This window comes from Streptomyces sp. NPDC047853, from assembly GCF_043204535.1.
In the GTDB taxonomy this organism is placed as follows: Bacteria; Actinomycetota; Actinomycetes; order Streptomycetales; family Streptomycetaceae; genus Streptomyces.
Window position 1 is genome coordinate 175,422 of record NZ_JBIDCI010000007.1, and the last position, 13,112, is coordinate 188,533.

At 72.7% G+C, this 13,112-nt stretch carries 11 protein-coding genes; 7 read left to right on the forward strand and 4 right to left on the reverse strand.

The features are described 5' to 3' along the window. Positions 1 to 39: 39 nt before the first annotated feature. The gene (locus ACGF5T_RS16000) at positions 40 to 1,530 is read left to right on the forward strand and encodes a cytochrome P450 (RefSeq protein WP_356605897.1); all 1,491 of its coding nucleotides are present in this window, start codon (positions 40 to 42) and stop codon (positions 1,528 to 1,530) included. Here ACGF5T_RS16000 and ACGF5T_RS16005 read toward each other — a convergent pair. Further along, positions 1,524 to 2,486 (reverse strand): RluA family pseudouridine synthase, encoded by a 963-nt coding sequence (locus ACGF5T_RS16005; RefSeq protein WP_366768245.1) that lies wholly within the window; start codon positions 2,484 to 2,486, stop codon positions 1,524 to 1,526. The two genes, ACGF5T_RS16000 and ACGF5T_RS16005, sit on opposite strands and share 7 nt — an antisense overlap. Before the next feature lie 79 nt (positions 2,487 to 2,565). Here ACGF5T_RS16005 and ACGF5T_RS16010 point away from each other — a divergent pair, with 79 nt between their 5' ends. Next, complete coding sequence (locus tag ACGF5T_RS16010) at positions 2,566 to 3,147, forward strand: GNAT family N-acetyltransferase (protein ID WP_366768244.1); 582 nt, start codon at positions 2,566 to 2,568, stop codon at positions 3,145 to 3,147. Positions 3,148 to 3,229: 82 nt separating this feature from the next. Here the strand turns inward: ACGF5T_RS16010 and ACGF5T_RS16015 are convergent, their stop codons facing one another. Both ACGF5T_RS16015 and ACGF5T_RS16020 read right to left on the reverse strand, forming a co-directional pair. Continuing rightward, the gene (locus ACGF5T_RS16015; protein WP_356605891.1) at positions 3,230 to 4,075 is read right to left on the reverse strand and encodes a siderophore-interacting protein; all 846 of its coding nucleotides are present in this window, start codon (positions 4,073 to 4,075) and stop codon (positions 3,230 to 3,232) included. Positions 4,076 to 4,264: 189 nt separating this feature from the next. Beyond that, on the reverse strand, positions 4,265 to 5,194 hold the full coding sequence (locus tag ACGF5T_RS16020; protein ID WP_392888228.1) for a 5'-3' exonuclease H3TH domain-containing protein: 930 nt from the start codon (positions 5,192 to 5,194) through the stop codon (positions 4,265 to 4,267). 250 nt (positions 5,195 to 5,444) lie between these two features. On the opposite strand from ACGF5T_RS16020, the gene ACGF5T_RS16025 reads away from it, so the two are divergent. From ACGF5T_RS16025 to ACGF5T_RS16040, 4 genes are all read left to right on the forward strand, one after another. Then, positions 5,445 to 6,530, forward strand: a complete 1,086-nt coding sequence (locus ACGF5T_RS16025; RefSeq protein WP_356605889.1) for a glycine betaine/L-proline ABC transporter ATP-binding protein — start codon at positions 5,445 to 5,447, stop codon at positions 6,528 to 6,530. Beyond that, a complete protein-coding gene (locus ACGF5T_RS16030) occupies positions 6,523 to 9,138 on the forward strand; it encodes an ABC transporter permease/substrate binding protein (RefSeq protein ID WP_356605887.1) in 2,616 nt (871 codons plus the stop codon). Before ACGF5T_RS16025 ends, ACGF5T_RS16030 begins: the two co-directional genes overlap by 8 nt. Before the next feature lie 428 nt (positions 9,139 to 9,566). Beyond that, positions 9,567 to 10,136 carry an XRE family transcriptional regulator gene (locus ACGF5T_RS16035; RefSeq protein ID WP_356605885.1) on the forward strand — a complete coding sequence of 190 codons (570 nt, stop codon included), beginning with the start codon at positions 9,567 to 9,569 and terminating at the stop codon, positions 10,134 to 10,136. A 10-nt stretch (positions 10,137 to 10,146) separates the two neighbouring features. Further along, positions 10,147 to 10,872, forward strand: a complete 726-nt coding sequence (locus ACGF5T_RS16040; protein ID WP_366768243.1) for a helical backbone metal receptor — start codon at positions 10,147 to 10,149, stop codon at positions 10,870 to 10,872. Here ACGF5T_RS16040 and ACGF5T_RS16045 read toward each other — a convergent pair. Further along, positions 10,799 to 11,956 (reverse strand): TDT family transporter, encoded by a 1,158-nt coding sequence (locus ACGF5T_RS16045; RefSeq protein ID WP_361012444.1) that lies wholly within the window; start codon positions 11,954 to 11,956, stop codon positions 10,799 to 10,801. The genes ACGF5T_RS16040 and ACGF5T_RS16045 overlap by 74 nt on opposite strands. A 70-nt stretch (positions 11,957 to 12,026) precedes the next feature. On the opposite strand from ACGF5T_RS16045, the gene ACGF5T_RS16050 reads away from it, so the two are divergent. Next, complete coding sequence (locus ACGF5T_RS16050) at positions 12,027 to 12,965, forward strand: LysR family transcriptional regulator (protein ID WP_356605879.1); 939 nt, start codon at positions 12,027 to 12,029, stop codon at positions 12,963 to 12,965. Positions 12,966 to 13,112 lie beyond the last annotated feature (147 nt).

Consider the following 13,112-nt stretch of genomic DNA (forward strand, 5'->3'; position numbering starts at 1 on the left):
CCCACCCCTGAACCCACACTTCTGTTGCGGAGCGACACTGTGACGCCTGAACGCCACTCCCCGACCGGAACGGGCGAACCCCTGCTCGAACCGCCGCCCGGCTGTCCCGCGCACGGCCTCGGACCGGGCGGACTGCACCGGCTGCACGAGGCGGACGACCTGGAGGAACTGTACGAGAAGCTGCGTGAGCAGCACGGACCGGTGGCGCCGGCGCTGCTCCACGACGACGTGCCGATGTGGGTGGTGCTCGGCCACGCCGAGAACCTGCACATGGTGAGCACACCCGCCCAGTTCTGCCGCGACAGCCGCATCTGGACGCCGCTCAACGAGGGCATGGTCAAGCCCGACCACCCGCTCATGCCGCACATCGCCTGGCAGCCCATCTGCTCGCACGCCGAGGGCGAGGAGCACAAGCGGCTGCGCGGTGCCGTCATGGGCGCCATGTCCGGCCTCGACTACCGGGAACTGCGCCGCCACATCAAGCGCTACACCCAGCGCCTCGTCAACCGGTTCTGCGAGGAGGGCCGCGCCGACCTGGTCGGCCAGTTCGCCGAGCACCTGCCGATGGGGGTGATGTGCCACCTCCTCGGCATGCCGGAGGAGTACAACGACCGGATGGTGGAGGCGGCGCGGGACACGCTCAAGGGCACCGACACCGCCATCGCCAGCCACGCCTACCTGATGGAGTCCCTGGGACGGCTCAGCACCGAGCGCCGGGAGCGGCCCGAGGACGACATCGCCGGCCGTCTCGTCACCCACCCGGCCGGGCTCAGCGACGACGAGGTCAGGGAGCACCTGCGGCTGGTGCTCCTCGCCGCCTACGAGGCGACCGTCAACCTCATCAGCAACGTGCTGCGCGTGGTGCTCACCCACCCGGGCTTCCGCGCCCAGCTCAGCGGCGGCCAGATGACGGTCTTCGAGGCGGTCGAGCAGTCCCTGTGGGACGAGCCGCCGTTCAGCACGGTCTTCGCCTACTTCGCCAAGCAGGACACCGAGCTGGGCGGCCAGCGCATCCGGGCCGGCGACGGGCTGCTGCTCGGCATCGCGCCCGGCAACGTCGACCCGCGCATCCGCCCCGACCTGGCGGCGAGCATGCAGGGTAACCGCGCCCACCTCGCCTTCGGCGGCGGCCCGCACGAGTGCCCCGGCCAGGACATCGGGCGGGCCATCGCCGACGCCGGCATCGACGCGCTGCTGATGCGGTTGCCGGACGTCCAGCTCGACTGCGCCGAGGACGAGCTCCAGTGGCGGTCGTCGATCGCTTCGCGGCACCTGGTGGAGCTGCCGGTACGGTTCGAGCCCAAGGCGCAGCAGGACATCAGGCAGCAGCCGAGCCACGCCCCGGCCCCGGCCCAGCGCACCGCCTGGCACGTCGGCACCCCGCGCCCGGAGGAGCGGCCCGCCCCGCAGGCCCCGCCGCGACCGCCCGAGCCCGTGTCGGTGGCGGCCGCGCAGCCCCAGCCGGTACCGGAGCCTGACCGGCCGCGCGGTGCCTGGCAGCGCTTCCTGCTCTGGTGGCGCGGTTACTGACCGCCCGCCCAGTCCCCGTACGCGCTCCAGGCGTCGAGGGACCGTCCGCTGCGGAAGCGGTGCTCCCGCCCCGTGACCGGATCGGTGAAGCCCAGCTCCCGCGCCAGCAGTTGCAGCGGGCGCCGGAAGTCACCGGCCGGCACGGCGGCGGACACCTCGGGGTAGAGGGGGTCGCCGAGGATCGGCACGCCGAGCGAGGTCATGTGGACGCGCAGCTGGTGGGTCTGCCCGGTGCCGGGCACCAGCCGGTACCGCCCCAGCTCCCCGTCCGGCCCCGGACGGTGGGCGATCAGCTCGACGCGGCTCACGGCGTTCGGCTCCCCCTCGATCTCCTGTGCGGCCAGTACCCCGCGCACCTTGAGGATGCGGCTGCGTACGGTCCGGGGGAGGGCGAGCGCGGGTTCGTACGGCGCGACGGCCTCGTACTCCTTGTGCACCCGCCGGTCACGGAACAGGCCCTGGTAGGCGCCGCGCTCCTCGGGGCGGACCGTGAACAGGACGAGGCCGGCGGTGAGCCGGTCCAGGCGGTGCGCGGCACCGAGCTCCGGGATGCCCAGCTCCCTGCGGAGCCGGGCGAGCGCGGTCTCGGTGACGTGGCCGCCGCGCGGAGTGGTGGCCAGGAAGTGCGGCTTGTCGACGACGACGATGTGCTCGTCGCGGTACACGATCTCCAGGGGGAAGGGGACCGGTACCTCGGCCGGCCGGTCGCGGTGGAACCAGACGAACAGTCCCGGCTCGTACGGCGCGTCGGCCGGCACCGCCCGTCCGTCCGCCCCCACGAACAGCCCGGCGTCGAACATCCCGTCCACGACGTCGGCGCCCGCACCGGAGAGCCGCTCCGCCAGGTGCTCCCGCACCGTGGACCACGGTCCGGTCGGGGGCAGCCGCACCCGCACCGGATCGATTCCGTCGCGCTGCGGAAGGGGTGAGGGCGGGGGAGGCGTACGGCGTCTCATCGTCTGCCAGCGTACGAGGCGCCGGGCGGCACCGGAAAACGCCGGGCCAGGCGTCCGGGGCCTTGGCAGGATGCGGACCATGCCCTATCTGACCCGCCCGGTACTGCCCGCCGGCACCCTCTCCCGTGACCCGCAGCCCACCCTCCCCACCGGCGACGGACTGGTGCTGCGCCCCTGGCGCACCGAGGACGCGCCCGCCGTCCACGCGGCCTTCCAGGACCCGGTGATGCACCAGTGGCACATCCGCACCGCCGACTCCGAGGAGGAGGTGCGCGGCTGGATCGCCGAGTGGCAGCAGGCCTGGGAGCACGAGCGGGCCGTCCAGTGGGCCGTCGCCGACGCCGCCGGCGAACGGTTGCTCGGCCGGGTCGCGCTGCGGGAGATACAGCTCGGCGACGGGGTGGCCGAGGTCGCCTACTGGACGACGGCGGCGGCCCGCGGCCGGGGCGTCGCCGCCCGCGCCACCCGGACGCTCGCCCGCTGGGCCCTGGACGGGATCGGCTTCCAGCGCCTGGAACTCAGCCACGCCGTCGCCAACGAGGCCTCCTGCCGGGTCGCCCGGAAGGCCGGGTTCGCCCTGGAGGGCACCAAGCGCAGCGCCCTGCTCCATCCCGACGGCTGGCACGACATGCACCTGCACGCGCGCGTACGCGGGGACTGAGCGTCGTGTCTCCCGGAATCCGGCGCGGGACGATCCGCCGGTGGTACGCGCTGTCCTCGTCACGCGGCCGTCGTGCGGGGTGTCACGCGGCCGGCGCGGCGCCTTCCTGCTCGGCCTCGATACGGGCGTTCCAGGCCGGCTTGGAGGCCTGCCAGCCGTCCTCGTTGTGGCCGAGGCGCCAGTAGCCGGAGATGGAGAGGTCCTCGCGGGGGATCTCACGCTCCACCCGCAGCAGCTTGCGCAGCTCCTTCACGCAGGCCGCCTCGCCGTGCACGAAGGCGTGCACCCGGCCCTCGGGGAAGTCCAGCGCGCGGACGGCCTCGACCAGGGCCTGCCCCACCGGACGGCCCCCGCGGTGCAGCCAGACGACCTCCACGTCGGAGTCGATCTTCTGCTCCTCCTCGGCGCCCTCGACCTCGACGAACGCGTAGGCGCGGGTGCCGTCGGGCAGCGCCTCCAGGGACCGGGCGATCGCGGGCAGCGCGCTCTCGTCACCGGCGAGCAGGTGCCAGTCGGCGGCGGGATCAGGGGCGTAGGCGCCACCGGGGCCCATGAAGCGGACGGTCTCGCCCGGCTGGACGCGCCGCGCCCAGGGGCCGGCCAGTCCCTCGTCGCCGTGGATCACGAAGTCCAGGGTCAGCTCGCGATGCTCGGCGTCCCACTGGCGCACGGTGTACGTCCGGGTCACCGGCCACTGGTCCCGGGGGAACTCCTCGCGGATCCGCTCCATGTCGAAGGGCTCCGGGTAGGTCACGCCCTCGGCGGCGAACAGCAGCTTCACGTAGTGGTCGGTGCAGGTGTCCGCCGGCAGCCCGGCGAGTCCCTCACCGCCGAGCACCACCCGCTGCATGTGCGGGGTCAGCCGCTCGGTGCGGACGACCTGGGCGGTGTGCGGCGTGCGCGGCTTGCGTCCCGCTCGGTCTGCCATGACGGCCTCCCTGCTCCCTACGTGAGGGCATCGTGACTTAGGCTTACCTAAGTTAGCATCCCCGCCCCCTTCGCCGCCTCGTGGACGGTGCCCCCAGGACCCGCGTACCCCGGACGCGGCGTGCGGCCCCCCCGCCGGGGGCCCGGCTCGCCGTACGCCCCGACGGCTCGGGCGCACGGCGGGCCCGGCTCAGGCCGCGAGCGTCGCCAGCAGCCGTTGCAGCGAGCCGCCCAGGCCCCAACGGGTCGCGAGTCCGTCCAGTGCCTCGGCGTCGCGCGGGGCGCCGGGCAGCGTCGTGTCGACGTCCGGCAGCGGGACGTCGTCGGCGACCCGGACGACCTTGGGGGCCACCGCGAGATAGGGCCGCGCCTCGGTCAACCGCCTGCGCTGCGAGGGCGTGAGCTTCGCCCCCGGGTCGTCCACCGCGGCCTGGATGCCCGCCAGGTCGCCGAACTCGGCGAGCAGTTTGGCCGCGGTCTTCTCGCCGATGCCCGCGACGCCGGGCAGGCCGTCGCTCGGGTCCCCGCGCAGCAGCGCCAGGTCGGCGTACCCGCGGCCGTCCACGCCGTACTTCTCACGCAGTACGGCCTCGTCGGTGAGGGCGAGGGTGCCGACGCCCTTGATCGGGTACAGCACGCGCACGCCCCGGGCGTCGTCGACCAGCTGGTACAGGTCCCGGTCGCCGGTGACGATGTCCACCGGGCCCGTCGCCCGCGCGGTGTAGGTGCCGATGACGTCGTCCGCCTCGTACCCGGCCACGCCCACGCGGGCGATGCCCAGCGCGTCCAGGACGGCCTCGATGACCGGTACCTGCGGCGAGAGCGTGTCGGGCACCTCTTCGGTGTCCGGGCCCTGCGGGGTCTCCTCGGCCACCCGGTGCGCCTTGTAGCTGGGGATCAGCTCCACCCGCCAGTGCGGTCGCCAGTCGGCGTCCATGCAGGCGACCAGCTGGTCGGGCCGGTGGTCCTTCACCAGGCGGTCGATGAAGTCGAGGAGACCGCGCACGGCGTTGACGGGCGTCCCGTCAGGGGCCCTCACCGAGTCGGGCACCCCGAAGTAGGCGCGGAAGTAGAGGGAGGCGGTGTCGAGGAGCATCAGTCGTCCGGTCACGCCTCGCATCATGCCGCAGGCGGTGCGGGTGCACGGGGGAGGCCGTGTGAACTGGGTCACTCTTGTGTTTGGGTCGAGGGGAAGGGGGCAGGCGCGCTCCCGGGCCGAGGCTGGTTGATGCATTCAACTGTTAGCGAGTCTTCGGATCAATGAGTCCTCGGACCGACGGGTTCCCGTGTCGACGGGCGCCCGCTCCGACGGTTCCTTGTGCCGGCGAGTCCTCGTGCCCCTGTCCCTGCCCCCGAGCCAAGAGGTAAGCGTGTCAGCGAGGCTAGAGGCCGAGAACCTGTACAAGGTCTTCGGCAGAAAACCGGACCAGGCGGTCGAACGACTGCGCCAAGGAGCCGACCGGGAGGAACTGCGGGCCGACGGCACCACGGCCGCCGTCATCGACGCGTCCTTCACCGTGGAGCCCGGCGAGATCTTCGTCGTCATGGGACTGTCCGGGTCCGGGAAGTCGACGCTGCTGCGCATGCTCAACGGTCTGCTGGAGCCGACCGCCGGGCACGTCCGCTTCGGCGGCCAGGACCTGACGGAACTCGGCGACCGCGGACTGCGCGAGGTCCGCTCCCGGCAGATCAGCATGGTCTTCCAGCACTTCGCGCTCTTCCCGCACCGCAGCGTCCGTGACAACGCTGCCTACGGCCTCGAAGTGCAGGGCGTGCCCCGCGCCGAGCGCGAACGCCGCGCCGACGAGGCGCTCGCCCTGTGCGGCCTGGCCGGCTGGGAGAAGTCCTGGCCGGACGAGCTGTCCGGCGGTATGCAGCAGCGCGTCGGTCTGGCCCGCGCGCTCGCCACGGACGCCGACCTGCTGCTGATGGACGAGTCCTTCAGCGCCCTCGACCCGCTGATCCGCCGGGACATGCAGGACCAGCTGCTCGACCTGCAGAAGACCCTGAAGAAGACCATCGTCTTCATCACCCACGACCTCAACGAGGCCATGCGCCTGGGCGACCGCATCGCCGTGATGCGCGACGGCAGCATCGTGCAGATAGGCACCGCGCAGGACATCCTCATACGCCCCGCCAACGACTACGTCGCCTCCTTCACCCAGGACGTCGACCGCTCGCGCGTCCTCACCGCCCGCGCGGTCATGGAGACCGACGTGCGCGGCGACGAGGCCGACTGCACGTGTGAGACGGCGACGCCCGACACGCCGTTCACCGAACTGTGCGCCATCAGCGCGCGCGTGCCGCACGCCGTCGCCGTCGTCAAGGACGGCGACCTCGTCGGAGTGGTCCCCTCCCGGCGCCTCGTCGGGTTCCTCGGCGACGAGCAGGCCGAGGCCGGCACCTGCGACTCCCCGCGCGACAAGGGCGGCGAGAAGGTGATGGCCCGTGCCTAGGATTCCGCTCGGCGACTGGGTCAACGACGCCGTCGACTGGCTGCTCGGCCACGTCTCCTGGCTCTTCGACTTCCTCAAGACCGTCTTCACCGGCACCTACGACGGCATCAACGCCGTCCTCCAGGCGCCCGAACCGCTGCTCCTCGTCGGCATCTTCGCGATCATCGCCTTCTGGCTGCGCGGCACGGTCGCCGGTGTCCTCACCTTCCTGGGATTCGCGTTCATCATCTCCATGGAGCTGTGGGAGAACGCGATGATCACCCTGGCGCTGGTGCTGGTGGCCACCATCATCGCGCTCGTCATCGCGGTGCCCGTCGGCATCTGGGCGGCCCGCTCCGACCGGGTCAGCGGCCTGGTGCGGCCGGTGCTGGACTTCATGCAGACGCTGCCCGCGATGATCTACCTCATCCCGGCGATCCTGTTCTTCGGCACCGGCGCCTCCGCGGGCATCGTCGCCACCCTGATCTTCGCGCTCGCCCCGGGCGTGCGCATGACCGAGCTGGGCATCCGCCAGGTCGACAAGGAGCTGGTCGAGGCCGCCGAGGCCTTCGGCACCACCCCGCGCAACACCCTGCTGCGCGTCCAGCTCCCGCTGGCCCTGCCGACGGTGATGGCCGGCGTCAACCAGGTCATCATGCTCGGCCTGTCCATGGCCGCGATCGCCGGCATGGTCGGCACCGGCGGCCTCGGCGGCGACGTCAACGAGGCCATCGGCCAGCTCAACGTGGGTCTCGGCTCCGAGGCCGGTGTCGCCATCGTGATCCTGGCGATCTACCTGGACCGCATGACCAGCGCCCTGGGCACCCAGGTCTCGCCGCTGGGCCGGCGCGCCGCCGCCAAGGCGCGGGCCGCGGGTGGCCTCAAGATCTGGTCCTACCGTCCCCGCCCGCAGGTCGCCGTGGTCGGCGTCGTGATCCTGGCCCTGGTGGCCGGCGGCATGGGCATGTTCGGCGGCTCCGGCGACTCCGAGTCCGTCGCGGACGGCAAGAACGTCGGTCAGGGCAAGAAGGTCACCCTCGGGTACGTGCCGTGGGACGAGGGCGTCGCCTCCACGTTCCTGTGGAAGGAGATCCTCGAACAGCGCGGCTACGAGGTCGAGGCCAAGCAGTTCGACGCCGGCCCGCTCTACACCTCGCTCGCGCAGGGCGACATCGACATCGTCACCAACTCCTGGCTGCCGACCACCCACGAGCAGTACTGGAAGAAGTACGGCGACCGGCTCGACGACCTGGGCTCCTGGTACGACGAGACGTCGCTGGAGCTGACGGTCCCCGCGTACATGAAGGACGTCGACACGCTGGCGGACCTCAAGGGCAAGGCCGGCCTCTTCGGCGGCAGGATCACCGGCATCGAGTCCAGCGCCGGCGAGATGGCCCTGCTGAAGGACAAGGTCACCAAGGCGTACGGCCTCGACAAGGAGTACAAGGTCGTCGACAGCTCGACGCCGGCGATGCTGGCCGAGCTGAAGCGGGCCATGAGCAAGAAGGAACCGATCGTCGTCACGCTCTGGTCCCCGCACTGGGCGTACAACGACCTGGACCTGAAGAAGCTCAAGGACCCGAAGGGGGCCTGGGGCGAGGGCGACGGCGTGCACACGCTGTCCCGCAAGGGCTTCGCCGGCGACGACCCGACGGCCGCCAAGTGGATGAAGGACTTCACGCTGGACGAGAAGCAGCTCACCAGCCTGGAGGCCGAGATCAACAAGGCCGGCAAGGGCAAGCAGCAGGACGCCGTCCGCACCTGGCTGAAGAGCAACCCGGGGCTGGTCGACAAGCTCGCCCCGGTCGAGGGCGCCGCCGGCGGCACCCCGGCCGAGGCGAAGCGCACCCTGGACGTGGCCTGGTTCCCCTGGGAGGAGGACGTCGCCGTCACCTACCTGTGGAAGAACGTCCTGGAGCGCCGCGGCTACAAGATGAACCTGAAGCAGATGGACGTCGGCCCGGTCTACACCGGCCTGGCCTCCGGCGACCTCGACCTCAACTTCGACGCCTGGCTGCCGCACGCCCAGAAGAACTACTGGGAGAAGAACAAGGACAACCTCACCGACCTCGGTACCTGGTACGAACCGACCTCCCTGGAGATCGCCGTCCCCTCCTACGTGAAGGACGTCAAGTCCCTCGCGGACCTCAAGGGCAAGGGCGACCTCTTCGACGGGAAGATCATCGGCATCGAGCCCGGCACCGGTGAGATGCAGCTCGCCAAGAACGAGGTGCTGCCGGGCTACGGCCTGGAGGACGAGTACGAGGTCGTGGACGGCTCCACGCCGGCCATGCTGGCCGAGCTGAAGCGCGCCTACGCCAAGAAGGAGCCGGTCGCGGTCACTCTGTGGTCACCGCACTGGGCCTACAGCGACTACGAGCTGACCAAGCTGAAGGACCCCAAGAAGGCCTTCGGCGAGGGCAACACGATCCGCACCATCTCCAGCAAGAAGTTCCCCGAGCAGTACCCGCAGCTCACCGAGTGGATCAAGGACTTCCACATGACCGAGGACGAGCTCGGCACCCTGGAGGCCGAGATCAAGGACCGCGGGCAGGGCCACGAGGAGGAAGCCGTCGCGGCCTGGCTCGAGGAGCACCCGGACATGGTCGGCCGGATGACCCCGCAGTAGCACGTCGGCACGACACCGGCCCGGCACCGCCGTACCGGCCGCCCCGAGGGGTGGGTCCCGCCGCGCTCCGTCAGGAGACGCGACCGGACCCACCCCTCGGTCGTGTCCGCCGGGGCACGGCAAAGATTTGGCCAACCACGGAGCGCCACCCCCTGCCCTGGCCTCCGCCCGCCGGGGCCGCGGGGGCTGGCGGGAACACGGAGGGCCGCCCGCGCCTTGAACCGGTAAGGCGTCCGCGACCGCGCACGGGCGGGCCGCGCGATGGCGAGAACTGTGAGGTCGCGGCCACCGCACCGTGACCCCGATGTGACGGCCGCATGAAACGGTTTGCCGAACATGCGTAGGGTGCAGAGAACTCGACAGGAGAACGGCGCCCGGTGCGGGGTGCCGCGGTGGTACGGAGACGGGTGAAGGAGGGAGCCGGAGCGATGGGCGACCACAAAGATCAGCACCTGCGGGTGGGCGCGGCCGTGCGGCGTCGGCGCCGGGCCCTGGAGCTCACCCTCGCCGTCGTCTCCGAGCGCAGCGGCCTGTCCGTGCCCTTCCTCAGCCAGGTCGAGAACGACCGGGCGCGGCCCAGCCAGACCTCCCTGGAGAAGGTGGCCGACGCGCTGCGCACCACCGCCGTGGAACTGCTCGCCGCCGCCGACCCCGCGTGCAGCGTGGACGTGGTGCGGGCCGAGGACCCCGATCCGGAGCTGGCGCCCCGGGTCCGCTCCCTGGTGCGCGGACACCACCAGATGCACGCCTCCGAGTTCACCGGCGACCATGACGCCGGACGTGAACTGCAGTACCGCAACGACCAGTTGATGTTCGTCACCGAGGGTGCCGTCGAGATCGAGGCGGAGGGCCGCGCGTACCGGCTGGGGCGGGGCGACACGCTGTACCTCACCGGCGGGGTGCGGCACCGGTGGCGGGCCACGGTGCCCGACACCCGGCTGGTCGTGGTCGCCGTGGCCGAGCACATCGAGGCGGTCCGGGAAGGGCCCCGCCGGTGAGGCCCCGCCGGTGAGGGCGGTCTCCCTGGTCCCGTCGCTGACCGAGGCCGTGGCCGTGACGCTCCCGGGCGTGCTGGTCGGGGCCACCGACTGGTGCACGCACCCGGCCGGACTCGACGTCGTCCGGGTCGGCGGCACCAAGAACCCGAAGACCGACCGGATCCTCGCCCTCGCACCCGACCTCGTGGTCGCCAACGAGGAGGAGAACCGCCCGGCCGACCTGGACAGCCTGCGCGCGGCGGGCGTCGAGGTGCTGGTGACCGAGGTACGTACGGTGCCGCAGGCCCTCACCGAACTGGACCGGGTGCTGACGGCCTGCGGCGCGTCGTCCCGGCCCCGGTGGCTGGACGAGGCGGAGGCGGCCTGGGCGGCGCCACCGGCCGCCGTCCGGGAGGGGCGCCGCCGCGCCGTCGTGCCGGTCTGGCGCAGGCCCTGGATGGTGCTGGGCCGCGACACCTTCGCCGGCGACGTGCTGGCCCGCCTCGGCGTCGACCACCTGTACGCCGGGCACGCCGAGCGCTACCCGAAGGTGCCCGTCGAGGAACTCCGGGCGGCCCGCCCGGACCTCGTGGTCCTGCCGGACGAGCCGTACCGCTTCACCGCCGAGGACGGACCCGAGGCCTTCCCCGGCCTGCCCTGCGCCCTCGTCGACGGCCGGTGCCTCACGTGGTACGGGCCGTCCCTGGCCGAGGCGCCCCGGGTGCTGGACGCGGCCCTGCGAGCAGCGCGCCGCTGACCACGCCGCGCGCGGTGTGCACGGCGGCGACGGCCCAGGCGACGACGAGGACCCCGTACAGGACGACGGTGAGGGCGTCGTAGGCGGCCAGTCCCGTGTGCCGGGCCAGCGCCTCGGAACCGGTGACGCAGGTGCCCACCGGGAAGGTGAACGACCACCACGTCATCGAGAACCCCATGCCCTCGCGCCGGGCCCGCACGACGTGCGCCGCGGCGAGCGCCAGCCACATCAGCGCGAAGCCCAGCACGGGTACGCCGTACAGGACGCCGAACACCTCGAATCCTGTGGCGTACGGGTCCCGGAGGACCCCGGGGGCCACCTCCGCGAACTGTCCCACCGCGGTCGTCGACTGCCCGAGCGGGCCCAGCACCAGGAAGAGCGTCGGGGTCAGCGCGAGCGGCAGCGGACCGCCGGTGAGCAGCCGGCCGAAGATCAGGGGCAGCGTCACCAGCGTCGCCAGCAGGCTCATCCCGAACAGGGCGACGCAGGCGAGCAGCAGCGTCGCGCGCGGCTGGCCCGGCGGGAGGTGCGGGACCAGGAGCGGTCCGACGGCCGCGGAGACCATCGGCGCGACCAGCGGCAGCAGCCACACCGGGCCGGCCTGACCCGGCTCCAGTCGATGCCGTACGGCCATCAGGTACGGCACGACGACCGCTGCCGCGAGCCCGACGACCGTACCGGAGGTGAACAGCACGGTGTCCAGGGCGACCGCCGCCGAGGTGCCGATCCAGTCCCGGCCGACCGTCAGGGCGCCGCCGCCGACGGCCAGCAGGGCCATCGCCAGGCAGCCGTAGAACGGGGCAGCGGCGGGGTCGAGCAGATGCGTCCGGGCCTGGTCCCGGTGGTGGTACCAGTGCAGGGAACGGGCCACGAGCAGCGCCGCGAGGAGGACGAGGGACAGGGCCCAGAACGCGGTGCACACGGGGCGCAGTCCGGGTATGTGTCCCGGCAGCGCGACTCCGGCGCTGCCGACGATCGCGGTGCCCATCACGCAGGAGTACCAGTTGGGCCCGAGATGCCGGACGGCCGGGACGGGCCGGGCAGGGGCCTTGGTGGGGGAGTGGGGCTGGGCGACGGTGACCATGCGTCCACGATCATCGCGGCGGAAGCCGCTGACCAGGGACCATGCTTCTATGAGGGCATAAGCTGGGGTTATGGGCAGGAGCAGTGCGGAGGCTGAGCAGGCAGGTCGGGGCGGACCGGGCGCGCTGGCACACCGGGTGCCGGATCTCGGCGCCATGGAACTGCTGCTGGCGGTGGCGCGGCTCGGCAGCCTCGGCGGGGCGGCGCGCGAGCTGGGCATCACCCAGCCGGCCGCCAGCAGCCGCATCCGGTCGATGGAGCGCCAGCTGGGGGTCGCCCTGGTGGACCGTTCGCCGCGCGGCTCGCGGCTCACCGACGCCGGGGCTCTGGTCACGGACTGGGCGCGTCGGATCGTGGAGGCTGCCGAGGCGTTCGATGCGGGAGCGCAGGCGCTGCGGGACCGGCGGGACTCGCGGCTGCGGGTGGCGGCGAGCATGACGATCGCCGAGTACCTGTTGCCGGGCTGGCTGGTCGCGCTGCGCACCCAGCTGCCGGACACCGCGGTGTCGCTGCTCGCCGGGAACTCCGCGGCGGTCGCGGAGCGCCTTCTGTCCGGCGAGGCCGACCTGGGCTTCGTGGAGGGCGTGAGCGTCCCGGCGGGCCTCGACTCGGCCGTCATCGCCCACGACCGCCTGATCGTCGTGGCGGCACCGGGCCATCCCTGGGCCCGTCGCCGGCGCCCGCTGGAGGCGGCGGAGCTCGCCGCCACCCCGCTGATCCTGCGGGAGGAGGGTTCCGGCACCCGACAGGTCCTGGACGCGGCGCTGGGCGGCCTGGCCCGCCCCCTGATCGAGCTGTCGTCGACCACCGCCGTCAAGGCGGCCGCGGTGAGCGGGGCCGGCCCCTCCGTCCTCAGCGAACTCGCCGTCGGCGAGGAACTCACGACCCGGCGCCTGGTGAGCGTGCCGGTGGCGGACGTCGCCCTGGCCCGCGACCTGCGGGCAGTCTGGCCCACGGGCCACCGCCCGACCGGCCCGGCCCGGCAATTGCTGTCGCTGACCCGGGCGTAGGCCGCGCGGGCGGGCGCGGGGCTCGGTGGTGGGCGGGGGACGCGGGGTGGTGGGCGCGGGGCTCGGTGGTGGGCGGGGGACGCGGGGTGGTGGGCGCGGGGCTCTGTGGTGGGCGCGGGACGCGGGGTGGGCGGGGGGCTTGTGGCA

What these genes read in the sequence shown, in the direction of transcription:
- ACGF5T_RS16050 (WP_356605879.1), top strand. Translation starts at nt 12,027, where the DNA reads ATGGGCAGGAGCAGTGCGGAGGCTGAGCAGGCAGGTCGGGGCGGACCG.
- ACGF5T_RS16015 (WP_356605891.1), bottom strand. Translation starts at nt 4,075, where the DNA reads ATGGCAGACCGAGCGGGACGCAAGCCGCGCACGCCGCACACCGCCCAG.
- ACGF5T_RS16020 (WP_392888228.1), bottom strand. Translation starts at nt 5,194, where the DNA reads ATGCGAGGCGTGACCGGACGACTGATGCTCCTCGACACCGCCTCCCTC.
- ACGF5T_RS16005 (WP_366768245.1), bottom strand. Translation starts at nt 2,486, where the DNA reads ATGAGACGCCGTACGCCTCCCCCGCCCTCACCCCTTCCGCAGCGCGAC.
- ACGF5T_RS16045 (WP_361012444.1), bottom strand. Translation starts at nt 11,956, where the DNA reads ATGGTCACCGTCGCCCAGCCCCACTCCCCCACCAAGGCCCCTGCCCGG.
- ACGF5T_RS16010 (WP_366768244.1), top strand. Translation starts at nt 2,566, where the DNA reads ATGCCCTATCTGACCCGCCCGGTACTGCCCGCCGGCACCCTCTCCCGT.
- ACGF5T_RS16035 (WP_356605885.1), top strand. Translation starts at nt 9,567, where the DNA reads ATGGGCGACCACAAAGATCAGCACCTGCGGGTGGGCGCGGCCGTGCGG.